Genomic DNA, 24,567 nt, shown 5'->3' on the forward strand with positions numbered 1-24,567 from the left:
CCTCAGGGGGCATCCCCGATGTGATCAGGGGCCGCTCCGCGCGAGTATCGGTGTCATGGAGCAGAACCAGAGTGGACCCGCCGGGTTCGACCGCAGCAGCCTGCAGAACCCCCAGAGCTGGCGGCGCAGCAGGTCGGACCGCTGGGTCGCGGGTGTCTGCGGCGGAATCGGCCGCGGTCTGAACATCGACCCGGTGCTGGTCCGCGTGGTGATGGCGGTGCTGATCCTCAGCGGCCCGGGCATCATCTTCTACATCGCCGCCTGGGTGCTGATGCCCGACGAGGGCAGCGACCGCTCGGCGGCCCAGGGCGTGCTCGGCGACCGGGTCCGGCCCGACCACCCGTGGCTGTGGCCGGTGGTGATCGGGGTCTGCGTGTTCGCCGGGATCGCGATGATGTCGTCGTTCGACTTCGGCCGGTTCGTGCCCGGTCCGCTGATCGTGCTCGCGATCATCTGGCTCGTCGCCAAGCAGCGCAAGAACAGCCGCCAGGGCTCCAACGGGCGTCCCCAGGACGTCACCTACCCGGCGGCGCCCGGCCAGCAGCCGACCACGCCGTACGGCGGTCAGGCTCCGAGCGCGCCGTACACCGGTCAGGCTCCGAGCGGGCAAGCTTCGAGTGCACCGTACGCCGGTCAGGCTTCGACGGCGCCGTACGCCGCTCAGCAGCCGACCGCGCAGCAACCAATGTCGGCGTACACGCCGCCCCGGACCGACCCGCCAGTTCCCCCGGCGGGTCCGTCGTCCTCGGCCACACAGCGACCCCAGGACCGCACCGTCGAACCGGTCCAGCCTGTGTGGACCGAGGACGACCCTCTCGGCCTGTACGTCGACGAGCCCGCCGGCCCAGGCGGCACGAGCGGCCCTGGCGGCACCGGCGCGCCGGCCGCGACCAAGGCCGCCGAACCGCCCGCGAAGGGCATGCGCGGGGTCAAGTCGCTCGTCGTCGTGCTGACCGGTCTCGCGATCGGCATCGCCGCGCTGGCGGGCGCCTCGACGGCGACCATGCTGGTCATCGGCCTGGCCACGCTCGGCGCGGGCATGCTGCTCGGCGGTTTCGTCGGCCGCACGCTGGCGCTGCTGCCGCTGGGCATCCTGCTCGCGATGGGCGCGGTGGCCAGCACGGTGTTCCCCGCCGTACCGCGGAACTTCGCGGACACGAACTACGTCGCGCCGACCGGGCAGACGATCACCGCGACCGGCACGAGCTACGAGTTCGACGCCGGGTCGGTGCGCCTGGACCTGACCAAGGCGACGTTCGGCCCGGGTGCCCGGGTCCAGGTGAACGGCGGCGTCGGCGAGGTGGTCGTCAAGGTCCCGGCGGACGTCGACCTGAAGGGCAAGCTGTCGACCGAGATGGGCGACGTGGCCTTCCTGAACGAGAACCGCGGCGGCCATAATGCGCAGTTGACGCTCGACGACCTCGGCGCCGACGGCAAGGCCGGCGAGCAGGTCACCCTGGACCTGAACCTGAAACTCGGCAGCATCAAGGTGGAACGCGGTTGACGTCCTCCCCTTCCCGCAGGTGGGGATTACAACTACTACACGGAGGTAGCGAGTTGAGGTTCACGCTTCGGCGAGACCCGTCCTGGCATCTCTCGGCGTGCGCTCACGGCCCGTCCGGCCGCGATGCTGCTAGCCGCGTTCACGTCCGCGTGCGCCTGATGCCCACAGGCAACACATCGGAAGACCGCTTGGCTCTCGCGGTTCTCCGGTGCGCGATGCCCACAGACACTGCAGGTCTGCGAAGTGTACGCAGGATTGATCCTCTCGACCCGTCCCGGTGCCTTTTCCTCCAGGCGGCGTACGAGGCTGCCCCACCCATTAGCCAAGATCCCCCGGTTGAGCACGGCTTTGACGCGACGACCATTTGGCAGATAGCTCCCCGGACGCGCGAAGTCAGGCCTTGGTTTGGGGCGTCGGGTCATCCGAGCGACGCCCAGATCCTCGACGCGGATGACGTCAAACCGCCGAGCGAGGCCGGTCGTGACTTTCTCGACCCAGTCCTTGCGGCGATCTGCGGCGTGAGCATGCAGTTTGGCGATCGCGGACTTCACCCGGCGACGCCTGTTGGAACCACGACGAGAGCGGGCCAAGCGGCGTTGCAGATGTGTGAGCCGCGCCGCGGCACGCGACGACAAATCTGGGCAGCGCAGAAGCTCGCCCGTGGACAAGGCGGCCGACACGGCGACGCCGCGGTCCACCCCGACAACTCCCCCTGTGGCCGGCGCAGGGATCGGACCTGGAATCACAGCGAATGCGATGTGCCAGCGGCCAGCTCGATCGCGGGTGACACGATAGGACTTCGCGCCCGGTATGGCGCGGGACAACCGGAATCGTACCCAGCCAACTTTCGGTACGAGCGCCGCAGCCCATTTCCGGTTCAGCTGAACGATCCGGCACGCCTGGGGCCCGACGATGCGGAACCCCTCATGCAGCCCGGCTTTGCGCCAAGTCGGACGCCCGTGCGTCCCAGCGCGGAAGTTCTTGACGGCTTGGTCGAAGTCTCGCAGCGCCTGCTGCTGGACGGTTTGCGATCCAGCCCGCAGCCACGCGAACGCGGATCGCGCCTCCGTCAGTTGGCGTGCCTGCTCAACGTGCCCAGGGGTCGGGCCGTTGTCGCGCCTCCACATCGACCACTGCTCCAGGGCGAGGTTCCACACGAACCGCGCATGCTTGCACTGCTCAAGCAACGAGGCTTGCTGCGCGGGCGTCGGGTACATACGGAACCGGGACATGCCGCTTACTCAAGCAGCCAGCACCGACAGTCTCCGATCTCCGAAAGGAGACCAGTCTGATGAAGAAGACTACACCTGACGTGCCCGGCGTGGTGGCCGGCACGGTGCTCACCGGCGCGGCCACGATCTGGATGCTGACCGACGGCGGCGTCCTGCAGCCGGACGACCTCGGCGTCACCAGCGCCCTGCTTCTCGTCACCGCCGGGGTGCTGGGGCTGGCAGCGTCCCGTCGTACCTGACTCGGTCCGGTACGGCGTTTACTCGGCGGACCGCTGTGCGCCGTTACTCGCTGGACGGCCGGGTGCAGCGTTTTCTAAGCTGCACGCCGTGACCAGCCCGGAGTCCGACAGACCGTAACCACCGGCTGTTCCGCGTGACGCACACGTTCGTGTGAGGTGCACCGGACAGCCGGAGACGACCCACGGCAGGCGATCCGTCCTGCCGCCGTCTTCTCATGGTTGCGGAGTGCCTCCATGCCTGTTCTTCTCTATCTGCTCGGTCTGGCTGTTTTCGCCCAGGCGACCTCTGAATTCATGCTCTCCGGACTCGGCCCGGACATCGCCCGGGACCTGGGCATCTCGATCCCGGCCGCCGGCTGGCTGACGTCGGCGTTCGCGCTCGGCATGATCGTCGGCGCACCGGCGATCGCGGTGCTCGGCGCCCGCTGGCCGCGCCGCCGGACGCTGCTGGCGACACTGACCGTTTTCCTCATCGTCCATGTGATCGGTGCGCTGACGACCAGCTTCACCGTCCTGCTTGTCACACGCGTGCTCGCCGCACTCGCGAACGCCGGTTTCCTCGCCGTCGCACTCGCCACCGCGACCAGCCTGGTCCGCCCGGACGCCAAGGGCCGGGCGACGTCGATCCTGCTCGGCGGTACGACGCTCGCGTGCATCGTCGGCGTACCGGCGGGTGCGATGCTCGGGCGGTACCTCGGCTGGCGGTCCGCGTTCTGGGCGGTCGCCGTGGTGTCGCTGCCCGCGCTGATCGCGATCCTGCGTTCGGTCCCGGCGCGGGGAATCGGGCCGGTGACCGTCGGCGGGTTCCGGCTGCGGCCCCGGCTCGCCGTACTGCTGCTCCTCGGGGCACTCGTGAACGGCGCGACGTTCTGCTCGTTCACCTACCTGTCGCCGGTCCTCACCGAGGTAACCGGCCTCGGGACCGGCTGGGTGCCGTTGATGCTCGCCGTCTTCGGCGTCGGATCATTCGTCGGGATCACCATCGCCGGCCGCTACGCCGACCGCCGCGACCACCGCCTGACATTCGTTGCCGGAGGCATCTTGTTGCTCGGCTGGTGCACCTTCGCCCTGACCGCCGAGTACGCCGCACCGACCGTAGCGCTGCTATTCGTCCAGGGTGCGATGTCCTTCGCAGTCGGCTCGACACTCATCTCCTACGCCCTGTACGCCGGCGCCGAAACCCCCATCCTGACAGGCGCCCTGGCAACCGCCGCCCTAAACACCGGCGCCGCCACAGGCCCGGCGCTAGGCGGCGCGGCAATCGCCCACGGCGGCTATCACGCACCGCTATGGGTAAGCGCAGTACTGGTCGCAACGGCACTACTCACCGCATTGCTCGCCGTAGGGCTCCGTGTAGGTGGCGTCGGTCAGTTCTGGGTGCGGCGGGCTGCGCGGCGGGAGACGTAGAGGCGCATCTTCTCGTTGGTGCCGCAGATCTCCATCGAGCACCAGCGCCGGCTGCCGTTCTTGGACTGGTCCAGGAACAGCCAAGGGCAGCCGGCGCACCGCTTGATCCGCCCCGCCCGCGGCCCCGTCAGTAACTCGTAACCCGCCAACGCCACCGGCCACAACGGCGACTCCAACACCTCGAACCGCCAAACCGGCCGAAGCCCCACCAACTCACTCCGCCCCACCGCCACCCCCACGAACCCCCGCAACTCATCCCACCCACTCAACACGCCCCCACCCACCACACCTTCCGCACGCGCCGCACCACCCGCAGGCGCCGCACGACCCGCCGTACCGCCCGCAGCATCCGCACCACCCCCACCCGCTGCTCCGGCGGCTTCACTCGCATGCGCTCCCCGCATCGCTGCCCCGCTCGCCCGGACGTCACCCACCGCTGTGTCGCTCGCGCGGGACTTCCCGTTCGTGAGGGCGGCTCCGTCGGCCAGTTGTCGTGCGGCGCGGTTGATTGCTTCGCGCAACTGGTGGGCGCGGCGGACTACTGCTGCGGCGCGGCGGGGGGCGGAGCGGGTGAGGAGGCGGTCGGCGTCGGTCTCGGTGAGTATGCCGACGCGGAGGGACCACCACAGCAGCGCCCGGTAGTCGGACAGGTGGTCGTGGCGCTCCGGGCCGAGGGGGTCGTCGACCGTGTTGGCGAAATCGAGCGCGAGGTCACCCGCGACCACGGGCAGCTCGCGGATTCCAGGCGGCAGTTCAGGTGTTTCCATCAAAACGGATTTTACCAGTTTGCACCGCGAAGTGCCCGGGCACTGTTTCTGGCATGAGACGTTTGACTGGAAACACCTCGGCGGGCCGCTGGGCTGTCGTCTGCGTGGCCCAGTTCGTCGTCGTGCTGGACGCGACCATCGTCACCACCGCGCTGCCTGCTATAGGTGCAGACCTCGGCTTCCCGGCGGCGACCCTGCCGTGGGTGTTCACGGCGTACACAGTCGTGCTCGCCGGTCTGCTGGTGCTCGGCGGGCGTGTGTCCGACCTCGGCGGTTCGCGGCGGGTCTTCAGGCTGGGCCTTGCCGTGTTCTCCGTCGCGTCGCTGGTCTGCGCGCTCGCTTGGTCGCCTGCGTCGCTGATCATCGCGCGCCTCTTCCAGGGGGCCGGGGCCGCGTTGTTGTCACCGGCAGCTCTCGCCGCGTTGTCTGACGCGCTCCCTCGCGATGCAGCCCGGCGCGCCCTGGGCTGGTGGACAGCCGCGGGAGCTGTCGGCGGGGCGAGCGGCTGGTTCCTAGGCGGCCTGATTACCCAGGTGGCCGGCTGGCGCTGGGTGTTCGCCGTCAACGTCCCGCTGGGTGTAGTCGCCATCCTGTGGAGCCTGCGCAGCCTGCCCGGCCCCGGCACCGTGAAGGGCCGCGAAACCACACTCGACCTACCGGGCGCCATCACGGTCACCACCGGCATCGGCCTACTCGCCTTCGGCCTCTCGGAGGTAGCCCACCATGCCTCCGACTGGACCGGCTGGGCAGCCCTGTCCGCATCCGGCGTACTGCTCGCCGCCTTCACCCGCATCGAACGGTCGCCTCAACGGCCCTTCATCCCCTCCGGCCTCACCCGCACCGCGCGCGTCCTGCGCGGCTTCGCCCGCACCAACCGGCCGACCCGACAGCCGCTCCTCCCGGCCGGGTTCGCCCGGACCGCGGGCGTCCTGGGCGGCAACCTCACGGCCGCCGCGCTCACCGGGGCGACGACCCCGGCGATGGTGACGGCCGCGCTGTACGTCCAGGACACGCTGCGGCTGCCGCCCGCGGAGGCCGGGCTGATCTTTCCGGTGTTCAACCTGGCGGTCGTCGGAGGTTCTCTCGCCGGTCCGCCTGCTGTCCACCGCCTCGGCGTACGACGAACTCTCCTGATCGGATTCGTCGGCGTCGCGATCGGCGTACTGCTGCTACTCCCGCTGCCGGCCGACGGTCTCCCGCTCGCGCTCCTGGGTGGCGGCTTCGCGGTCATGGGTGCGAGCCTCGGTCTGGCGTCGGTTGCCTCGACGACTGCTGGTACGGCGTACGTCCGTGACGCCGATCGTGGGCTCGCGGCGGGGGTGCTGAACTCGTCGGCGCAACTCGGCACCTCGCTCGGCCTCGCGCTCGCGGGACCGCTGATCGCCTCCGGCGGGCCGATGGCCGGCTACCGGGCGGCCTACGTGCTGGCGATCGCGGTCGCCGCCGCCGGCCTCGCCGCCGCCTTCACCTCGCCACACACCACGCCACAGACGGCGCCGGGGACGGTACCGCGGGAGGCGCCGCAGCAGGCGCGGCAGGAGGTGCCGCAGGAGGTGCGGCGAAGTGGGCAGGGGGTGGGCTAGGCTTGTGGATCGCGTAGTGGAGGGGCCCTGGAGTGGGTTCCGTGGGCGAGGAGTTTTTGATGGTGCGCGGCACCGTGAAGTGGTTCAACGCGGACAAGGGGTACGGGTTCCTGGCCGTTGACGGGCAGGACGACGTGTTCGTGCACTGGAGCAAGATCGTCTCCGACGGGTACAAGACGCTCGAGGACGGCCAGCACGTCGAGTTCCAGATCGTCGACGGGCCGAAGGGCCGCGAGGCCGACGCCGTCACGCCGATCTGAGTTGACCGGCAGTAGTCGGTCGCAACCGGTAACCTGACCTCTCATCGTGTGAGGGGTGAGAGGTGACTGAGCCAGTACCAGTGGTGCAGAAGCTCGACCAGGCGATGGCATCCGACGACTTCGCCTGGTCGATGGTGCTGGTCGGCGAGGACCAGGCGGACAAGCTCGCCACGCTGACCGCCGACCTGCGCGGGCCCTTCTCGTCGACCGGTGACGGCAAGCGAATCACGTCCGGTTTCTCGTACTGGGGTATCGCACCGACGATCGCCTGGGCGAACGCCACGAACGACCCGTTCTACCTGGTCATGAAGGTCGGTACCGAATCGTTTCTGCGGCACTGGCGCAAGCTCCGACCGCACGTCGACAACGGCGGCTTCCACCTCGTCAGCCTCGGCGTCGGCACCGGCGTCAAGGACCGCACCGTCCTCAGTGACCTGCGCAAGCACAACCGTGACATGTACTACATCCCGGTCGACATGAGCTCCGAGATGCTGCGCATGGGCACGCTCGAGCCGGTCCGGGGCGCGCGCTTCCCGATGTCCCAGACGCTGCCGGTGCAGCTCGACTTCTCGATCGACGACAACATCGAGAAGCTCGCGCAGATGCTGACCCGTTTGGTCGGCGACGAGCCGATCCTGTTCACGCTGACCGGGAACACGCTGGCCAACTTCGAGAGCGACGAGGAACTGCTCGGCACGCTCACCCAGGTGCTGCGCCCGCAGGACCGGCTGCTGCTCGAGGTCGCCAGTACGACGCGACTCGACCAGGAGACGGCCGACGCGGCCGCGGACGAGTACCACCAGACCCGCGCCTTCGCGGAGTTCGTCACCAGCGCCCTGCGGTACAACACCGACCTCAAGATCAGCAACGAGCTGGTGAAGTTCGTCGGCGAGGTCGAGAACGACGACGCGCTGCTGGTGAAGATCCTCTGGCAGAACGACACCGGCGAAGAGATCCGGATGGAGCTGCCCGACCACACCGAGGTGGTGCTGCCGGTCGGCGACACGATCCGGCTCTACACCACCCGCAAGTACTCCACGGCCCGGCTGAAGCGACTCACCGAGTCCTGCAAGCTGACCCCGGTCGAGGCGATCCAGTCGCAGTTCCGCTACACCCGCCGTCCGAACCCGTTCGGCCTGGAGCTGCTGCTGCTCGCACCGGAGGCCGCCGGCGAGCGCGAACACAGCCTCGCCGACGACATCTGGGCCACATGAACCGGCGGACCGTCGTCAGCTGGGTGACGTACGGCCTGCTCGCGCTCGCGTTCCTGCTCGGCGTCAGCTGGTTCTTCTGGCCGCAGCACGCGCGCTGGGAGCCGGCCGTCAACTCGCTCACGCTGGTCGCCGGGCTCACCGGCATCTTCGTGGAGCGGCTGACGGCCGAGGCGGAACGCCGTACCGAGGTACTGCGTGCCGTCGCGGACGAGCTGCACGAGAACACCCGGCTGCTGAACGACGAACGGTTCTCGCCGGACGCGCCGACCACCCGGCAGGTGTACCCGCGGCTGATCGTGTCCGCGGTCGACCTCGCGCTGGTCTCCGGCGCGCTCGGCCTGCACCGCGACGCCGAGCTGGTCGGGATGCTGCACCGCTGGCGGGACACCGTGCACCTGTTCAACCGGCGGCTCGACCTGACCGAGGTCAGCACGTTCTCGAACACGATCTCGCCGGCCGAGCTGGCCGCCTTCCGCCGGGCGCTGCACCGCGAGGACAGCTACTTCGCCGCGACTCGCGCGATGCTGCGGGAGCTGCTGGCGAAGCTGCCGAAGAGCTGACCGGCGTTAACGGCCGAGGCCGTAACCGGCGCATCCGCTGCCAGTAGTGGCAAATTCTGCTGAGCCGTTGACTTGGGATCGCCGCGAGAGCTTCACTTTCGGACAGGACCGTAAATACGGCACCCCGGAGGAAATCCCATGCGATCAGTCCGCTCGCTTCTCGCCCTGGCCCTCGCCGCGCTGCTCGTCGCGACCCTGAGTACACCCGCCCGGGCGGGGCACCAGTCCCCCGTGGGCACAGTCGTCTCGCTCGGTACGCCGCTGTCCGACGTACTGCTCATCGGTGGCACCGTCGCGCCCGGACCGAACGGCAGGACCGCGATCTGGAACGTGTCCACCGGCAGTCCGGCGTACCTGAACGCCGTCGACCCGGCCACCGGCGACAGCCTGCTGTCCCTCGCGCTGCCCGGCGCGTCCGGCAGCTACGCGGTGGCGGCGACGCCGGACGGCACGATCTACGTCGGCACCTACAACAACGGCCACCTGTACCGGCTGCGCCCGGGCGGCAGCGTCGAGGATCTCGGCCGGCCGATCGCGTCCGAGACGTTCATCTGGCGGATCACCACCGACGAGCAGGGCAACGTGTACGGCGGTACGTTCCCGAACGGCAAGGTCTTCCGGTACGACGACCAGACCGGGGCGATCCGCGACTACGGCACGGCCCTGGCCGGCCAGACCTACGTCAAGAGCATCGACTACGCGGGCGGCAAGGTGTACGCCGGCACGATGCCCGACGCGCACATCGTCGAGCTCGACGTCGCCACCGGCGCGAAGACCGAGGTACCGTCGCCGCCGGGTCTCGGCGACCCGTCCGACAAGGTCGTCTACGACCTGAACACCCGCGGCGGCCGCGTCTACGCGCGGATCAGCACCGCGTTCCCCGGTCCGCTCTACGTCTGGGACATCGCCTCCCGCACCTGGGTCGACGAGATCCCGAACGCGCACGGCCTGGACATCTCCCCGCTCGGCGCGGACGGCACGCTGTACCTGATCCAGAGCAGCGAGCTGAAGAAGTACGACCCGGCCACCAAGACCCTGACCGGCACCGGCCTGACGTTCACCGGCCGGATCCAGAACGCCCGCTCGATCGGGTACGCCGACCTGAACCTGCCCGACTACCCGGGCACCAGCGTCGTCGGGACCCTGTGGCGCGGCGAGGAGTTCCGGTACAACCCGCAGACCGGCAAGTCGGAGATCTTCCAGACCAAGGTCCGGCGCGAGCCGATCGAGATCCTGTCGGTGGCGGGCGGCAAGGACAACATCTACGCCGGCGGCTTCCTGAACGGCGGCGTCTCGGTCGTCGACCCGACCACCGGCGAGGCGAAGTTCAACCGGTTCTCGCAGGTCGAGGCGCTACTGGAGGGTTCCGACGGCACGGTCTGGGTCGGCGCCTACCCCGAGGCCCGGCTGTACTCGTACGACCCCGCCAAGCCGTGGAGCAGCCCGGAGTACTCGCCCGGACCGCCCGGAACACCGGACAACCCGAAGCAGCTGCTCAACCTCAAGCCGGACATCTTCCAGACCCGCGCCCGGGCGCTCACCGAGGTGGACGGCAAGATCGCGATCGGCACCGTCCCGGACGGCGACCGGCTCGGCGGGGCACTGGTCATCTACGACCCGCTGACCAACACCGCGGAGAAGTACCGCAACGTGGTCCAGGACGAGTCCGTCTTCGGCCTCACCTCGCACGGCGGCATCGTGTACGGCGGAACGTCGATCGCCGGCGGCCTGTCCACCACTCCCCCGACACGAACAGCGGGCACAGTGTTCGCGTGGGACGTGGCCAACAAGAAGAAGTTGTGGGAGACCGTGCCGGTACCGGGCCGGGCGACCGTCTCGGCGGTCACGATCGGGCCGGACGGCCTGCTCTGGGGCGTGGCCGGGAAGACGGTGTTCGCCGTGGCCCCGGACAGCGGCAAGCTGAAGAAGTCCTTCACACTCGGTACGACGAACTCCAGCGGCGACATCGTCGCGACCCCGGAGGCGGTGTACGTGAGTATCGACCTGAACAAGATCTACCGGATCGGGCCGGGACAGAAGGCCGTCCCGACGCTGTTCGTCGAGCAGGCCCACCGGCGGCTCGGGGTCCGGGGGGATCACCAGCTGCTGCTCACCAGCGGCTCCGAGCTGTTCCGAGTTGATATCAGCCGTTGACAGCCGAAATTCTCCCCGGCTACTTTCGGTCCTGACCGTTATTCGGTTCGGCTACTTCCGGCCCTGACTTCCGGACACCCTGGGGGTGTGATGAGATCCACCGTCCGCCGCATCGCGGCACCACTCACGGCGCTCGTCCTCGCTGCCGCGCTCAGTTCCTGCGGCGGCGACGGCGACGACAGCGGCGCCGGAGGCAAGAAGAGCGTCACGCTCTGGATGTACCCGGTGATCGCCGACCAGGCGGCCAGCGACGCGTACTGGAAGAAGGTCGAGACCGACTTCGAGGCGGCGAACTCCGGGTTCGACCTGAAGCTGGAGAACCAGCCCTGGAAGGGCCGCGAGGAGAAGGTCGCGGCCGCGTTCTCCGGCGGGAAGGGCCCGGACGTCCTGCTGATGATTCCGGACCAGATCCCGCAGTACGTGAAGAGCGGCTCGCTGGAGCCGGTCGACGACGTGGTCGAGCCGGAGAAGGACAAGTTCCTGCCGGCCGCGATCCCCGGCCTGACCGTCGAGGGCAAGGTGTACGGCGCCCCGATCTACCACACGGTCACCACGACGATGTACAACAAGACCGTCCTGACCAAGGCCGGGATCAGCAAGCCGCCGGCGACCTGGGACGAGATCAAGGCCGCCGCGCCGAAGCTCAAGGCCGCCGGGTTCTCCACGCTGGACTACTCGGCCTCGCCGGAGGCGACGCTGAACCTGAACTTCTACCCGCTGCTCTGGCAGGCCGGCGGCAAGGTGTTCGCCGAGGACGGCAAGAGCGTCACGTTCAACCAGGCTCCCGGCCTGGAGGCGCTGACCTTCCTGAAGTCGCTCTGGGACCAGGGCGCGATCCCGAAGTCCGCGCTCACCGCGGGCAACGTGGTCGCCGACTCGCCGTTCGGCAAGGGCCAGGTCGCGATGGCGATGACCAGCGTCCCGGCCGACGTGGCCACCGTGACGAAGACCTGGGGCGCGGCCAACGTCGAGCTCGGCGCGCCGCTGACCGGCAAGAAGCAGGTCGGCTTCGGGCTGCCCGGCGGCCTGGTCGTGAACGCGGCCTCGGAGAACGTCGACGGTGCGAAGAAGTTCCTGTCGTTCATGGTCCAGCCGGCCCAGCTCGACGCGCTGAGCAAGGCCTCCGGGTTCTACTCGCCGCGCACCGACGCCAAGTCCGAGTCGACCGACCCGAACGCGGCCAAGTTCAAGGACGCCCTGCAGTACGCCGTACCGGGTGAGCCGAACCCGTCGGCGCGGCAGATCATGTCGTTCCTGAGCACCGAGATCCAGGCCGTGCTGACCGGCAAGAAGCAGCCGCAGCAGGCGCTCGACGACGCCGCCAAGCAGGCCAACGACCTGCTCTCGAGGCAGCGTTGACCGACACCCGGACGGGCACACGGATTCCGGTCGCGGGTCATGCGGGACCCGCGACCGGACGGCGGCCCCGGCGCGGACCGCGGCGGCGGCCCTGGGTCGGACTGCTGTTCGTGGCACCGATGTTCCTGCTGTTCCTGCTGTTCCGGTTCCTGCCGGCGATCGGGGCGTTCTTCCTCTCGCTGACCGACTACCGGATCAGCGGCAAGTGGGATTTCATTGCGCTCGACAACTACACACGGCTGTTGTCGGACAACGTGTTCCACGAGGCTTTGGTGGTGACGATCACCTACACGGTGATCTTCGTTCCGCTGACGGTCCTGCTGTCGCTCGGTACCGCCGTACTGCTGCACCAGGTGGTGTGGCGGCGCGGGTTCTTCCGCGGCGTGTTCTTCCTGCCGTACGTGACCAGCATCGTGCTGGCGGCGGTGATCTGGAAGTGGATCTACGACGCGCAGGACGGGTTGCTGAACTCGATCCTCGGGCTGGTGAGCATCGGCCCGATCGACTTCCTCAGCCAGGCCGGCACGGTGCTCCCGTCGATCGCGGTGACGTCGGCGTGGAAGGGCTTCGGCTACTCGATGCTGATCCTGCTCGCGGGCCTGCAGGCGGTGCCGAGGTCGTACCTCGAGGCGGCGATGATCGACGGCGCGAGCACCTGGCAGCGGTTCCGGTACGTGACGCTGCCGCAGCTGCGGCCGGTGCTGTTCTTCGTGCTCGTGATCGAGACCATCGGCGCGTTCCAGGTCTTCGACGCGATGTACGTGATGACCGGCGGCGGACCGGTGCGGTCCAGCTACTCGCTCGTGTACTTCCTGTACGACAGCGGCTTCAAGTACTTCGACTTCGGCTACGCCAGCGCGATCGGCCTGGTGCTGTTCCTGATCGTGCTGATCGTCTCGCTCGTACAGCGCCGGCTCGTCGGGAGGGACGACTAGATGGCTCAGGTACTCGATCGGCCCCCGGTCCGCCCGGTGGCCGAGACGCCGACGGCGGGACGTCGTACGGCGGGCCGGCTGACGTTGCCGACCTTGCTGACGCTGACCGCGATCGTCACCATCGTGCCGTTCGTGGCGATGGTGCTGGTCGCGTTCACGCCGCCGAGCGGGCAGACGTTCCCGGACGCGCTCAACCCGGCGAACTTCACCCTCGACAACTTCGCGAAGGTGCTGTCCAGCTCCGACATCCCGCGCTGGACGGTCAACTCCCTGCTCTACTCGCTGGTCTCGGTCTTCTTTGTGCTGCTGTTCGCCGCGATGGCCGGGTACGCGTTCGCGAAGAAGAAGTTCCCCGGCCGGGAGATCATGTTCTGGGCGTTCCTCGCGACGCTGATGGTCCCGTTCCAGGCGACGCTGATCCCGTCGTACATCCTGGTCGCCCGGCTGGACTGGGTCGACAGCTACTGGGGCCTGATCGTGCCGACACTGGCCAACTCGCAGGCCGTGTTCCTGATGCGGCAATTCATCCTGCAGTTGCCGGACGAACTGTTCGAGGCCGCCGAAATCGACGGGGCGCCGGAGTGGCGGATCTTCACCACGATCGTGCTCCCGCTGGTCCGCCCGGTCCTCGCGACACTCGGCATCTTCGTCTTCCTCTGGCACTGGAACGACTTCCTCTGGCCGTTGGTCATCGGCCAGTCCGGCCAGATGCAGACGCTCACCGTCGGCCTCGCCACCCTGCAGACCCAAGCCGTCCCCATCAACCAGGTGATGGCCGGGGCAACCATCACGGTCGTCCCCAGCCTCCTGGTCTTCGGCCTCCTCCAGCGCTACCTCACCGACTCCATCGCGATGTCCGGCCTCAAGGCGTAGGTGCTGCGCTCAGAGGAAGTACGGGTACGGGACGGTCGGTGGCCGGCTGGCGGTGTCGAGGCGGTCCATCAGGTGCGGTGGGAGCTCGAAGTCGTTGGCGCCGAGGAGGTCGTCGAGGTACTCCGGCGTACGCGGGCCGATGATCGGTGCTGTGACGCCCGGGCGTTGCATCAGCCAGCGGACCGCGACCTGAGGCAGCGTGCGGCCGACCTCGGCCGCGACGGCTGTGAGTTCGTCGATCACGTGCCAGGTGTGATCGTTGGCGTAGCGGTCCCAGGAGTGCGTGCCCGGCGTGGAGACCTTGCTGTCCGCGGGCGGCGCGGTCATGCCTCGGTGGAACGCGCCGGACAACCAGCCCGACCGCAACGGTGACCAGGTGATGACGCCGAGCCCTTCGTTCTTGCAGATCGGTAGGAGTTCCCACTCGGGCGAGCGGTCGAGCAGCGTGTAGAGCGGCTGCAGGCTGGACAGCGGCGCCCAGCCGTTGTGCGCGCACAAGTCGACCGCCTTCTGCAACTGCCAACCGGAGAAGTTGCTGACGCCGATGTAGCGGACCTTGCCGGCGCGTACGAGCGTGTCGAGCGTGGACAGGGTTTCCGTGAGCGGGGTGTCGTTGTCCCAGAGGTGCAGCTGGTACAGATCGACGTACTCCGTCCCGAGCCGCCGCAAGCTGGCGTCGATCGCGTCGAGGACGTGCTTGCGCGACAGCCCCTGATCGTTGGGCCCCGGCCCCATCCGTCCCCAGACCTTGGTCGCGACCACGTAGTCCTCACGCCGCTGCGACTTCAACCAGCGCCCGACGATCTCCTCCGACGCACCGGCGTTGTACACGTCCGCCGTATCGATGAAGTTCCCACCGGCATCGGCGAACGCCCGCAGAATCCTCCGGCTGTCCTCCTCGTCGGTCCGCGCCCCGAACATCATCGCCCCAAGACACAGCCCACTGACCTTGAGCCCCGTAGCTCCGAGTTGTTTGTATTCCATGCCCCGAAACGCTAAATCCTGGAGCACACTCCAGCTCAAGCCCTTTACGAGCGACGCGAAGCACCCGACGCGCGCTTCGTCGTCCCCAGCTCCGCACCTCCGCGCGACCGCGTCGACTCCCCGATCTGTCCGCCGAGTCGTGAGAATCGGCTGCCGTACGAGGGCCTGGATCCACGACTCGAGGATCGGGGTCGCAGCCAATCACCACGACTCGACGATCGGACCGGACCGTCGAGACGGCCAGCGCCCGACCGGCGGTCCGCGCTGCCCACAATCACCTGTGCCGGCGGGAGATCCGCAGTCCGTTGCCCCACGCCCGCTCCGCCAACCCGGCAGCCGCCATTGCCCCTGGTGCCTTCACATCCGCGCCCTGCACAGGCCTCTCGACAGAATCCATCACCAGCGAGCAACTTTCACACGCGGCGGCCGCTCATCCTGCAACCCGACGCAGCGCTCCGTCGAGACCGCGCTCCGTCGAGACCGCGCTCCGTCGAGACCGCGCTCCGTCGAGGCGGCGCTCGCCGTGGCAGGCCCTGCACGGCGCTCACCCAGACGGCCCCACACAGCGCACCCTCAGCGCCTCCGCTCCACGCACGTGCGCTCAGTCCCTCGCGCAGTGCACACCCAGCGTGCACTCCGGCACGGGCTCTCACGCGGCGGGGCCGTCACTCGCGAGCGCAGCGAGTACCCCGCGGGCGGCAGCCCGCAACACGCCGGCGCTAGCCGGCAACTCAGTCGGCGGCAGCCGGCACCTCCGCCGGCGCCAGCCGGCAACTGAAGATCCGGGCGCTAAGCCCCGGGGTGGGTGGGAGCGCGCGTAGCGGGCCGAAGGAGGAGCCTCGCGACGACGTAGGCCCGCGCAGCACGCGTGGGCTGCCTACAACAACTGCTTACAAGATCTCGCCAAACGACTCGATCGCCCGCAGCGCGTCAGCCTGGGGCATGCCGGGCGGTTGGATGCGGAGGATGATGCCGTCGGCGCCCATCTCCTCGTAGTGGGCGAGGCGGTCGGCGCATTCGGTGCGGGAGCCGATGACGGAGCGGTCGGCGATGGCATCCCATCCCTGCGTGTAGCGCGCAGCATCCGTCGACGTGCGCTTCCAACCGGTGTACGCGTCGTACAGATCCCGCAGCGGCTCCTCCAGCGCCTTCCGGGCGTCCTGCGAAGTGTCAGCGCAGTACCCCTCCCGGCACAGGATCACCTCCTGCCCGAGCGTGCCGGCGCCGCGCGGATACGACAGGTACTCCGCGATCTTCCCCGGCAAATCAGCGTCCAACTCGTTGAACGACGTCGTCCACCCGTCACACATCCGCGCCGTGCGTTCCAGTACGGCGGACACCCGGCCCCCGTTCCACAACCGAGGCCGCGGCGACTGCACCGGACGCGGCGACAGGTACGCGTCCTGGATGCGCGTGAACTTCCCCTCGTACGTGACCTCGTCCGACGTCCACAGCCGCGTCAGGACCTCCAGCCCCTCCTCGAACCGCGCGACCCGCTCCCGCTGCGTCACGCCGTACAGCGCGAACTCCTCCGGCCGGTACCCGAGCACGAACCCCGCCGTCAGCCGCCCTCCGGACAGTACATCGATGTGCGCCAGCGTCTCCGCGAGTACCACGGGGTCGTAGAGCGGCGCGACGATGCCCGCGGTCGCGATTCCGATCCGGGACGTGTGCGCGGCCAGCCAGGTCATCGACGTCAGGATCTCGTGGTACCCGGGCCGGTGCAGGTGCCGCTCGCCCAGCACCACCCACTCGAACCCGGCCTGCTCGGCGAGCCGCGCCTGCTCGACGGCGTCCGCGAGTTGCGGCCGCTCGTCCGGGGTGCCGTAGAGGTTCAGATACAGACCCAGCCGCATCGTGGGAGCCACCTTCCGTTGACAGGGAGCACTCAGGGTATTTACGGTCTTGACCGTAAATGCTTTCCGCTCAGATTGCGACCCCTAGGAGCCGGGATGAGTCTTGCAGCAGAGCCGGCCGGGTTGCCGGACGGGGGATCCGCGCCGATCAGCGCGATCAAGACCCGGGTGGTGAGCGCGGCGTACCGCCGGCCGTTCCAGATCAGCAGCGGGGTCAGCAACGAGCTGATCAGCCTGGTCGTCGAGGTGCACACCGCCGACGGCGCGGTCGGGATCGGCGAGACGTCCCCGATGACGGCGTACACCGGTGAGACCCTGGCCGGCGTCCAGACCGCGATCGAGGAACACCTCGCCCCGGCCCTGGTCGGCCGCGATCCGCTCGACCGCGCCGGCGCCCACGTCGTGATGGACGGCGTACTGCGCGGCCAGCAGGTCGCCAAGTCCGGTCTGGACATCGCGCTGTTCGACCTCGCCGGACGGCTCAGCGGCTGGCCGGTGCACGCGCTGCTCGGCGGCAGCGTCCGCGACCGTGTGCAGACCACCTGGGTCGTCGGCCTCGGCACGCTCGACGAGATGGCCGCCGAGGCCGCGGAGTACGCCGATCGCGGGTTCCGGCACCTGAAGGTCAAGGGCGGTCACGATCCCGCGAAGGACCTCGAGCTGATCCGCGCGGTCCGCGCCGCGATCCCCGCCGACGCCGAGCTCTGCCTGGACGCCAACGAGGGGTACGACGCCACGACCGCGATCCCGTACCTGCAGAAGATGAGCGCCGCCGGGCTGACGCTGCTCGAGCAGCCGCTGCCGCGCTGGGACCTCGCCGGCCTGGTGCGGCTGCGGGACCGGCTCGACGTGCGCGTGATGGTCGACGAGAGCATGCACTCGCTGCACGACGCGCTGGAGATCGCGCGTCGCGGCGCCGCCGACGTGCTGAACATCAAGATCCTCAAGGTCGGCGGGCTACACCGGGCGCTGCAGATCGCCGCCGTCGCCGAGGCGGCCGGGCTCGCGGTGAAGGTAGGCTCGATGCCGGAGCTGGGCGTGGCCACGCTGGCCGCCGTGCACCTCGCCGCCGCCGTCCCCGGAGCGACCGTCGCGGCGGACCTGGTGGGGCCGCTGATGGTCGACGAGGACCCGCTGGCCCCGACCGTCTTCGCCGACTGCGACGGCTGGATCGACGTACCCAAGCGGCCCGGTCTCGGGCACGACGTCTGAGAGGTGACCTTGATGCACGCGCTCGTCGAACGGCTCCGCGGCACGCTGCTCCCCGCGGTCGTCACCCCGATGGCCCCGGACGGTGTCGTGGCGTACGACGCCCTGTCCGCGTACGCCGTGACGCTGACCAGGCACGCGATCGGCGGGGTCGCCGTGTGGGCACACACGGGCCGCGGGCTGTACCTGTCGCCCGGCGACCGCGTGAAGGTGCTCGAGACGTGGCGGGCCGCGACCGACGTACCGATCGTGGCCGGTGTCGGCGTACCGAAGTCCGCGGCGGCGCGGACGCTGGAGGAGGCCGCCGACGCGACCGTCGAGATGGCGCGGGCCGCGGCCGCCGGCGGTGCCGACGCGGTGATGGTGTACCCGCTGGCGGAGCTCGGCGAGCGGCCGGACGGGCACGCGCAGGCGGTGGCGTTGCACGAGCGGGTGGCGGCCGAGAGTGGGCTGCCGCTGGTCGGGTTCTACCTGCACGGCGAGGCGGGCGGCTATCCGTACCCGCCGGCGCTGATCCGCGACCTGCTGAGCCTGGACGCGATGCTCGGGGTGAAGACGGCGACGCTCGACCGGGCGATCGGCTGTCAGGACGCGATCTGGGCCGGTCGCGGTACCGGGAAGCTGCTGATCACCGGCGAGGACCGGATGTACGGCCCGTCGTTCATGTGGGGCGCGGACACCGCGCTCGTCGGGATCGCGGCGGCGCAGGTCGAGCTGTCGGCCGCCGTACTGCGGGCCTGGACCGCGGGTGACCACGCTGGGTTCCTGACCGCGTCGGAGCGGCTGGACCGGTTCGCGGCGGCGACGTTCTACGCGCCGATCGAGGGCTACGTGCAGCGGATGCTCTGGGCGGCCGAGTGGGAGGGGCTGGTGCCCGCAGCGGCGGCGCACGACCCGTACGGTCCGAAGCTGCCGCCGGGCGAACGCGACCTGGTGATCCGGTGTCTGGAGGAGTTGCAGTAGCAGGGCTGGCGGTAGTTGTGGTCTTGGCCGAAACTGGGATCGCGCGACCTGAACGTCATGATGTCGGGACCCTGCTGCGCTATTGTGCGACTTGAGGGCCAGACCAGAAGTCGTCGGAGGACTGCCGTGAGGATCTGCTCAGCTCGAGGATCCGGCTGATGGCGCTCGCGGTGGGCGTGGTCGGCCCCGAGGACCTGGTCCAGCGCGTGATCGCGGTCGGCGCGCCCAGCGGTACGACGCTCCTCCCGCTCCCGTACCGGCACGAGACCGAGGCCGCCGAGCTCGTCGGGCAGTCGCACTCGGACGTGGACGCGTTCCTGTTCACCGGCGTGGTGCCGTACACGATCGCCACCGAGGCCGGCGTGATCGACCGGCCGGCGATGTACGTCTCGTACGACGGGGCGACGCTGCTGCGCGCACTGGTCGAGCTGTTGCGGCTCGGGCACAACGTCACCCAGTTCTCGATCGACACGCTCCGGCAGGCCGAAGTACTGGAGACGCTGATCGAGGCGAAGCTGCCCACGGACCAGATCCAGGTGCTGCCGTACCGGCCCGGCCTGACGTCGGACGACATCGTGTCGTTCCACCGCACCGCGCGGGAGAAGCACGACACGAAGGTCGCGATCAGCTGCCTGGGGTCGGCGTTCCACCTGCTCGAGAACGAGATGCCCTCGGTCCGGCTCGCCCCGTCGCGGTACTCGATCCGCTCGACCCTGCAGGCGCTGGTACTGACGACCACCGGGCAGCATGTCGGGGACGCGCAAGTCGCGCTCGGCGTCATCGATCTGCCCGAGCCGGACGACGCGCTCGCGGCCGATCTCATCACGCTCGGCGGCAGCCTCGCGGCACTTCCCGACGGCCGGCACCTGGTCGTCACCACGCGCGGGCTGCTGGAGCAAGCGACGGAGCAGTTCTCGCGGATGCCGCTGCTCGATCACCTCGCGGCCCGGCACCGGACGGCGTACGTCGGTTTCGGGGTCGGCCGTACGGCGGCCGAGGCCGAAGCGCTGGCCCGCCGCGCCGTGGGCCGCGCCGCGTCGATCGGCTCCGTCGCCGGCGTCGTGTCGATGTCCGACGACGTCGAGATCGTCATCGAACCGACCGGCGACCAGCCCACCACCGCCCGCGGCACCGAAAGCCTCCCGCTGTTGGCCCGGCGGGTCGGCCTCAACACCCAGACCCTCGCGCGCATGCGAGAGCTCACCGCCACCCTCCCCGACGGCCTCACCACCCAGGACGTAGCCGACCACCTGGCCGTCCAACTCCGCACCGCCCGCCGAGTCCTCAAACGCCTCGAACGAGCCGGCCTGGCAGCCCCCACCGGCACCCAACAACACGGCCGAACCGGCCGCCCACCCACCGTCTACCTGATCCGGCTGTAGCTACGGGGTGATGACGGTGACGCCGGCGGGGGTGGCGGTGGGGAGGGCTGCGAGGGCTGTTGGGGTTTCTTCGAGGGTTATGGTGCGGGTGATCAGACGGGCGGGGTTGAGGTTGCCGGTGGCAACTAGGTTGAGCATTTCGGGGTAGGCGTGGGCGGGCATGCCGTGGCTGCCCAGCCAGCTGAGTTCCTGGCCTATGAGGCGGCCTACGTCGAGTTGGACGCCCTGGGGCAGGAGTCCGACTTGGACGTGGCGGCCTCGGGGGCGGAGGCTCTGTAGTGCCTGCTGGACGATGGCGCTGGAGCCGAGGGCGTCGATCGTGACGTGGGCGCCGCCGAGGTCGCGGATCTGGTCGACCGCCGCGGCAGGGCTGGTACCGGCGGCCGGGCTGGTATCGGTGGCTGCGTCGGGCCCGGACCGCTGTGCCTGGATTGTGTGGGTGGCGCCGTAGTCGCGGGCCAACGCCAACGCCTCCGGGTTGGTGTCGACGGCGATGACCTCGGCGCCTAGAGCGGAGGCGATCATGACGGCGGAGAGGCCGACGCCTCCGCAGCCGAAGATCGCCACACGTTCACCGGCCGCAACCTGGCCGACCTGATGCACAGCACGGTACGACGTCGCGAACCGGCACCCCAGACCCGCCGCGGTGGCGAAGTCCATGTCGTCGGGCAGGCGGACCAGGTTCACCGCGGCATACGGTACGGCGACGTACTCGGCGAACGAGCCCCAGTAGTTGAACCCGGGCTGCAGCTGGTTGGGGCACACCTGCTGATTCCCCTCGAGGCACTGCTCGCACGCACCACACGCGCAGATGAACGGCGTCGTCACCCGATCCCCGACCGCCCACCCGGACACACCAGGTCCGACCGCCGCGATCGTCCCCGCGAGCTCGTGCCCCGGCACATGCGGCAACACGATGTCGGAGTCGTGCCCCATCCACCCATGCCAGTCACTACGACACAGCCCGGTGGCTTCAACCTTCAACACCACCGAGCCATCCGCCACCGCAGGCTCCGCTACCTCCCGAACCTCAGGCAGTACGCCGTACTCCGAGATGACAACAGCACGCATCCCAGCAGCTCAGTCAGCCGCCGGCGACCGCCGGGATGATGGAGATCTGGCCGCCGTCCTTGATCGTGGTCTGGAGGCCTTCGGCGAAGCGGACGTCGTCGTCGTCGACGTAGACGTTGACGAAGCGGCGGAGTTCGCCGGACTCGTCCAGGACGCGGGCCTTGATGCCGGGGTACGACGCGTCGAGCGAGTCGAGGACCTCGGTCAGGGTGCCGCCCTCGGCGGAGACCTCGGACGCGCCCTGGGTGTAGGGCCGCAGGATGGTCGGGACGCGGACGCTCACACTCACTGCAGGCCTGCCTTCACGAAGGCGTCGTACGACGCGGGGATGGTCACCTTGGGGCCGACCCGGTCGGCCACGGCGTCGAGCGTCTTGAGCCCGTCGCCGGAGTTGATGATCACGGTCTCGGCCTCAGGGTCGAGCTGCCCGGTGGCGATCAGCTTCTTCAGCGTCGCGACCGTCACCCCGCCCGCGGTCTCGGCGAAGATGCCCTCGGTGCGGGCCAGCAGCTGGATGCCCTCGACGACCTCGTCGTCGGTGACGTCCTCGATCGCGCCGCCGGTCCGGCGGGCCACGTCCAGCACGTACGGCCCGTCGGCCGGGTTCCCGATCGCGAGCGACTTCGCGATCGTGTTCGGCCGGACCGGCTTGACCACGTCGTGGCCGTCGCGGAACGCCTGCGCCACCGGCGAGCAGCCGGTCGCCTGCGCGCCGTACACCTTGTAGTCGGTGGCGTCGACGAGCCCGAGCTTGCCGAGCTCGGTGAAGCCCTTGTCGATCTTGGTCAGCTGCGAGCCGGACGCGACCGGGATCACGATCTGCTCCGGCAGGCGCCAGCCGAGCTGCTCGGCGATCTCGAAGGCGAGTGTCTTGGAGCCCTCGGAGTAGTACGGCCGGACGTTGACGTTCACGAACGCCCAGCCCTCCTCCTCACCGGCGATCTCGGAGGCCAGCTTGTTCACGTCGTCGTAGTTGCCGTCGACGGCGACCAACGTCCCGCCGTAGACAGCGGTGGTGATGATCTTGGGCCGCTCGAGATCCTTGGGAATGAAGACCACGGAGCGGATCCCGGCCCGGGCGGCGGCCGCGGCGACCGCGTTCGCGAGGTTGCCGGTGGAGGGGCAGGCGAAGACCTTCATGCCCAGTTCGCGGGTGGCGCTCAGGGCGGAGGCGACGACCCGGTCCTTGAACGAGTGCGTCGGGTTGCCCGAGTCGTCCTTCACCCACAGCTTGCGCAGGCCGAGCTCGCGGGCCAGGTTCCGCGCGTCGACGAGCCGGGTGTAGCCGGGCTCGGTGTTCGGGAAGCTCGCCACGTCCACCGGGACGGGGAGCAGCGGCTGGTACCGCCAGATGTTCTTCGGGCCGGCCTCGATCTGCTCGCGGGTGATCGTCGGGTACTCGTACCCGACCTCGAGCGGACCGAAGCACTCCATACAGGCGTAGAACGGGCCCAGCGGCGACTTGGCGCCACAGGCGCGACAGCTGAGGTGCGTACCGTTGCCAAAGGCACCTTCACGGATGGTGTGGGTACCGGCGGCGGTCAGGCTCATGAGTGAGGTTCCCTCCTCATCTTCCCCGGTCGCCGGATCTCGGCGCGGGACGGATTTGGCACCGTTCCCTCGCGGAGAGTCCCGGACGGGGTCTCGACGGGGAGGGTTGCCGGGACGTCAACGGGCCGTTTCCCTCAGTCCCTCTGGATGAGCTCCCCCGAGATTACCCAATCGGGTCCATATTGTGTCCCGCGTTCCCACCATCCGAGACACGAGATCTCAGCCGCGCCGCTCCAGGAACCGCATCACCGGCGTCGCCGCGACCCCGTGCAGGACCACGCTCAGCACCACCGTGAACCCCAGTGTCGCCCACAGCCACGGCAGCTCGTCCTGGAAGTGCGCGCCGGTCGCCGCCAGGTAGTACACCGACGACACCCCGCGGACGCCGAACGCCGCCGTCGCCCACCGCTCCGTCGCCACCAGCTCGGAGCGCGCCAGCGACAGCCACGCGATCACCGGCCGGATCACCACGACCAGCAGTACGCCGATCACGACACCGGCCGGGGTCAGCGGCTCGAGCAGCCCGGCGGTGATCGCGGCACCGAGCAGAAGCAGCACGCCCCAGGTGAGAATGTGTTCCAGCTCACCGATGAAGTCGTGCAGCTCTTCGTGGAACTCGTGCCTGCTCTCCACCGACCGCAACGTCAGCGCCGCGACGAACACCGCGATGAACCCGTACCCTTGCAGCACCTGCGTGAGCCCGTAGACGCCCAGCGTCATCGCCAGCGCGAGGACCGGCTCCCGCGACTCGGACAGCCGCAGGCTCCGCGCCGGCGCCGAGAACGTCATCCGCCCGAGCAGCCACCCGGCCCCGAACCCCACCGCGACGCCGATCACGGTCTTCCCGACGATGTCCCACGCGATCCACTCCCAGGGCGTGAAGCTCTTCGTCGCGACGAACACCGCCAGGTAGACCAGCGGCGCCGCCATGCCGTCGTTCAGCCCGGCCTCGGACGTGAGCGCGAACCGCACCTCGTCGTCCTCGTCGAGTTCGGCGTCCTCACCGGTCGTCGGTCCCTCGACCTGTACGTCGGACGCGAGCACCGGATCGGTCGGCGCCAGGCAGGCGGCCAGCAGCAGCGCGGTCGCCGGAGCGAGCCCGAGCAACCAGCCGACACCTGTCAGCGCCGCGATCCCGGCCGGCATCGCGACGAACAGCAGCCGCCAGGTGACGGCCCAGCTCAGCAGGCTGATCGGCCGGTCGATCGCCAGCCCCACGCCCATCAGCGCGACGATCACGGTCAGCTCGGCCAGGTGCTCGGTCAGCTCGGGCTCGGCGAGCGGACTGAGATGGGTCCGGTCCACCGCGAGGCCGAGGAGGAGTCCGGCGCCGAGGAAGGCGATCGGCGCGGAGACGGCGTACCTGGACAGCAGCCGCGGCAGGACGGCGCCGAGCAGCAGGGCAAGACCCGCTACGAGATAGAGCCCGTCGCCGTTGATGATCATTGCCCGGGACAAGTACCC

22 protein-coding genes and 1 riboswitch are annotated in these 24,567 nt (G+C 69.4%); of the genes, 14 read left to right on the plus strand and 8 right to left on the minus strand.

Annotated features, from left to right (window positions below):
- The first annotated feature begins 55 nt into the window (after positions 1–55).
- Complete coding sequence (locus ABN611_RS05610) at positions 56–1,504, plus strand: PspC domain-containing protein (RefSeq protein WP_350278702.1); 1,449 nt, start codon at positions 56–58, stop codon at positions 1,502–1,504.
- A 35-nt stretch (positions 1,505–1,539) separates the two neighbouring features.
- On the opposite strand, the gene ABN611_RS05615 is transcribed toward ABN611_RS05610, so the two are convergent.
- Positions 1,540–2,736, minus strand: a complete 1,197-nt coding sequence (locus tag ABN611_RS05615) for a transposase (protein WP_350278703.1) — start codon at positions 2,734–2,736, stop codon at positions 1,540–1,542.
- A gap of 59 nt (positions 2,737–2,795) precedes the next feature.
- Between ABN611_RS05615 and ABN611_RS05620 the strand changes: the two genes are divergently transcribed.
- On the plus strand, positions 2,796–2,975 hold the full coding sequence (locus tag ABN611_RS05620) for a hypothetical protein (protein ID WP_350278704.1): 180 nt from the start codon (positions 2,796–2,798) through the stop codon (positions 2,973–2,975).
- A 234-nt stretch (positions 2,976–3,209) separates the two neighbouring features.
- Positions 3,210–4,382: a Cmx/CmrA family chloramphenicol efflux MFS transporter gene (locus tag ABN611_RS05625; protein ID WP_350278705.1), complete on the plus strand. Its 1,173-nt coding sequence runs from the start codon at positions 3,210–3,212 to the stop codon at positions 4,380–4,382.
- On the opposite strand, the gene ABN611_RS05630 is transcribed toward ABN611_RS05625, so the two are convergent.
- Positions 4,343–5,149, minus strand: a complete 807-nt coding sequence (locus ABN611_RS05630) for a CGNR zinc finger domain-containing protein (protein WP_350278706.1) — start codon at positions 5,147–5,149, stop codon at positions 4,343–4,345. The genes ABN611_RS05625 and ABN611_RS05630 overlap by 40 nt on opposite strands.
- A gap of 53 nt (positions 5,150–5,202) precedes the next feature.
- On the opposite strand from ABN611_RS05630, the gene ABN611_RS05635 reads away from it, so the two are divergent.
- The 8 genes from ABN611_RS05635 (at position 5,203) to ABN611_RS05670 (ending at position 14,087) form a co-directional block, all read left to right on the plus strand.
- Positions 5,203–6,732, plus strand: a complete 1,530-nt coding sequence (locus tag ABN611_RS05635; protein ID WP_350278707.1) for an MFS transporter — start codon at positions 5,203–5,205, stop codon at positions 6,730–6,732.
- A 59-nt stretch (positions 6,733–6,791) separates the two neighbouring features.
- Positions 6,792–6,992 carry a cold shock domain-containing protein gene (locus tag ABN611_RS05640; protein ID WP_350278708.1) on the plus strand — a complete coding sequence of 67 codons (201 nt, stop codon included), beginning with the start codon at positions 6,792–6,794 and terminating at the stop codon, positions 6,990–6,992.
- A gap of 62 nt (positions 6,993–7,054) precedes the next feature.
- Positions 7,055–8,206 (plus strand): L-histidine N(alpha)-methyltransferase, encoded by a 1,152-nt coding sequence (locus tag ABN611_RS05645; RefSeq protein ID WP_350278709.1) that lies wholly within the window; start codon positions 7,055–7,057, stop codon positions 8,204–8,206.
- Complete coding sequence (locus ABN611_RS05650) at positions 8,203–8,766, plus strand: hypothetical protein (RefSeq protein ID WP_350278710.1); 564 nt, start codon at positions 8,203–8,205, stop codon at positions 8,764–8,766. Before ABN611_RS05645 ends, ABN611_RS05650 begins: the two co-directional genes overlap by 4 nt.
- A 138-nt stretch (positions 8,767–8,904) precedes the next feature.
- Positions 8,905–10,920 carry a hypothetical protein gene (locus ABN611_RS05655; protein WP_350278711.1) on the plus strand — a complete coding sequence of 672 codons (2,016 nt, stop codon included), beginning with the start codon at positions 8,905–8,907 and terminating at the stop codon, positions 10,918–10,920.
- Between the two features lie 90 nt (positions 10,921–11,010).
- Positions 11,011–12,279, plus strand: a complete 1,269-nt coding sequence (locus ABN611_RS05660; RefSeq protein WP_350281598.1) for an extracellular solute-binding protein — start codon at positions 11,011–11,013, stop codon at positions 12,277–12,279.
- Between the two features lie 119 nt (positions 12,280–12,398).
- Positions 12,399–13,214 carry a sugar ABC transporter permease gene (locus ABN611_RS05665; RefSeq protein WP_350281599.1) on the plus strand — a complete coding sequence of 272 codons (816 nt, stop codon included), beginning with the start codon at positions 12,399–12,401 and terminating at the stop codon, positions 13,212–13,214.
- Entirely contained in the window at positions 13,215–14,087 is an 873-nt protein-coding gene (locus tag ABN611_RS05670) for a carbohydrate ABC transporter permease (RefSeq protein WP_350278712.1), read from the plus strand.
- Between the two features lie 9 nt (positions 14,088–14,096).
- Here ABN611_RS05670 and ABN611_RS05675 read toward each other — a convergent pair whose 3' ends face one another.
- Positions 14,097–15,071, minus strand: coding sequence for an aldo/keto reductase (locus ABN611_RS05675; RefSeq protein WP_350278713.1), 975 nt, complete (start codon positions 15,069–15,071; stop codon positions 14,097–14,099).
- Between the two features lie 890 nt (positions 15,072–15,961).
- A complete protein-coding gene (locus ABN611_RS05680; protein ID WP_350278714.1) occupies positions 15,962–16,927 on the minus strand; it encodes an LLM class flavin-dependent oxidoreductase in 966 nt (321 codons plus the stop codon).
- A gap of 96 nt (positions 16,928–17,023) precedes the next feature.
- Between ABN611_RS05680 and ABN611_RS05685 the strand changes: the two genes are divergently transcribed.
- From ABN611_RS05685 to ABN611_RS05695, 3 genes are all read left to right on the plus strand, one after another.
- On the plus strand, positions 17,024–18,139 hold the full coding sequence (locus ABN611_RS05685; RefSeq protein WP_350278715.1) for an enolase C-terminal domain-like protein: 1,116 nt from the start codon (positions 17,024–17,026) through the stop codon (positions 18,137–18,139).
- A 12-nt stretch (positions 18,140–18,151) separates the two neighbouring features.
- On the plus strand, positions 18,152–19,099 hold the full coding sequence (locus tag ABN611_RS05690; protein ID WP_350278716.1) for a dihydrodipicolinate synthase family protein: 948 nt from the start codon (positions 18,152–18,154) through the stop codon (positions 19,097–19,099).
- A gap of 158 nt (positions 19,100–19,257) precedes the next feature.
- Positions 19,258–20,481 carry a hypothetical protein gene (locus tag ABN611_RS05695; RefSeq protein ID WP_350278717.1) on the plus strand — a complete coding sequence of 408 codons (1,224 nt, stop codon included), beginning with the start codon at positions 19,258–19,260 and terminating at the stop codon, positions 20,479–20,481.
- On the opposite strand, the gene ABN611_RS05700 is transcribed toward ABN611_RS05695, so the two are convergent.
- The 4 genes from ABN611_RS05700 to ABN611_RS05715 all read right to left on the minus strand — a co-directional run bounded on the left by ABN611_RS05700 (position 20,482) and on the right by ABN611_RS05715 (position 24,561).
- On the minus strand, positions 20,482–21,552 hold the full coding sequence (locus ABN611_RS05700; protein ID WP_350278718.1) for a zinc-dependent alcohol dehydrogenase family protein: 1,071 nt from the start codon (positions 21,550–21,552) through the stop codon (positions 20,482–20,484).
- Between the two features lie 13 nt (positions 21,553–21,565).
- Complete coding sequence (locus ABN611_RS05705; RefSeq protein WP_350278719.1) at positions 21,566–21,841, minus strand: ubiquitin-like small modifier protein 1; 276 nt, start codon at positions 21,839–21,841, stop codon at positions 21,566–21,568.
- Positions 21,838–23,103 carry a threonine synthase gene (thrC, locus tag ABN611_RS05710; protein WP_350278720.1) on the minus strand — a complete coding sequence of 422 codons (1,266 nt, stop codon included), beginning with the start codon at positions 23,101–23,103 and terminating at the stop codon, positions 21,838–21,840. Before thrC ends, ABN611_RS05705 begins: the two co-directional genes overlap by 4 nt.
- 13 nt (positions 23,104–23,116) lie before the next feature.
- Positions 23,117–23,257: riboswitch (SAM riboswitch) on the minus strand.
- A gap of 65 nt (positions 23,258–23,322) precedes the next feature.
- The gene (locus ABN611_RS05715) at positions 23,323–24,561 is read right to left on the minus strand and encodes a cation:proton antiporter (protein WP_350278721.1); all 1,239 of its coding nucleotides are present in this window, start codon (positions 24,559–24,561) and stop codon (positions 23,323–23,325) included.
- Between the last annotated feature and the right edge of the window lie 6 nt (positions 24,562–24,567).

The organism is Kribbella sp. HUAS MG21 (assembly GCF_040254265.1).
In the GTDB taxonomy this organism is placed as follows: domain Bacteria; phylum Actinomycetota; class Actinomycetes; order Propionibacteriales; family Kribbellaceae; genus Kribbella.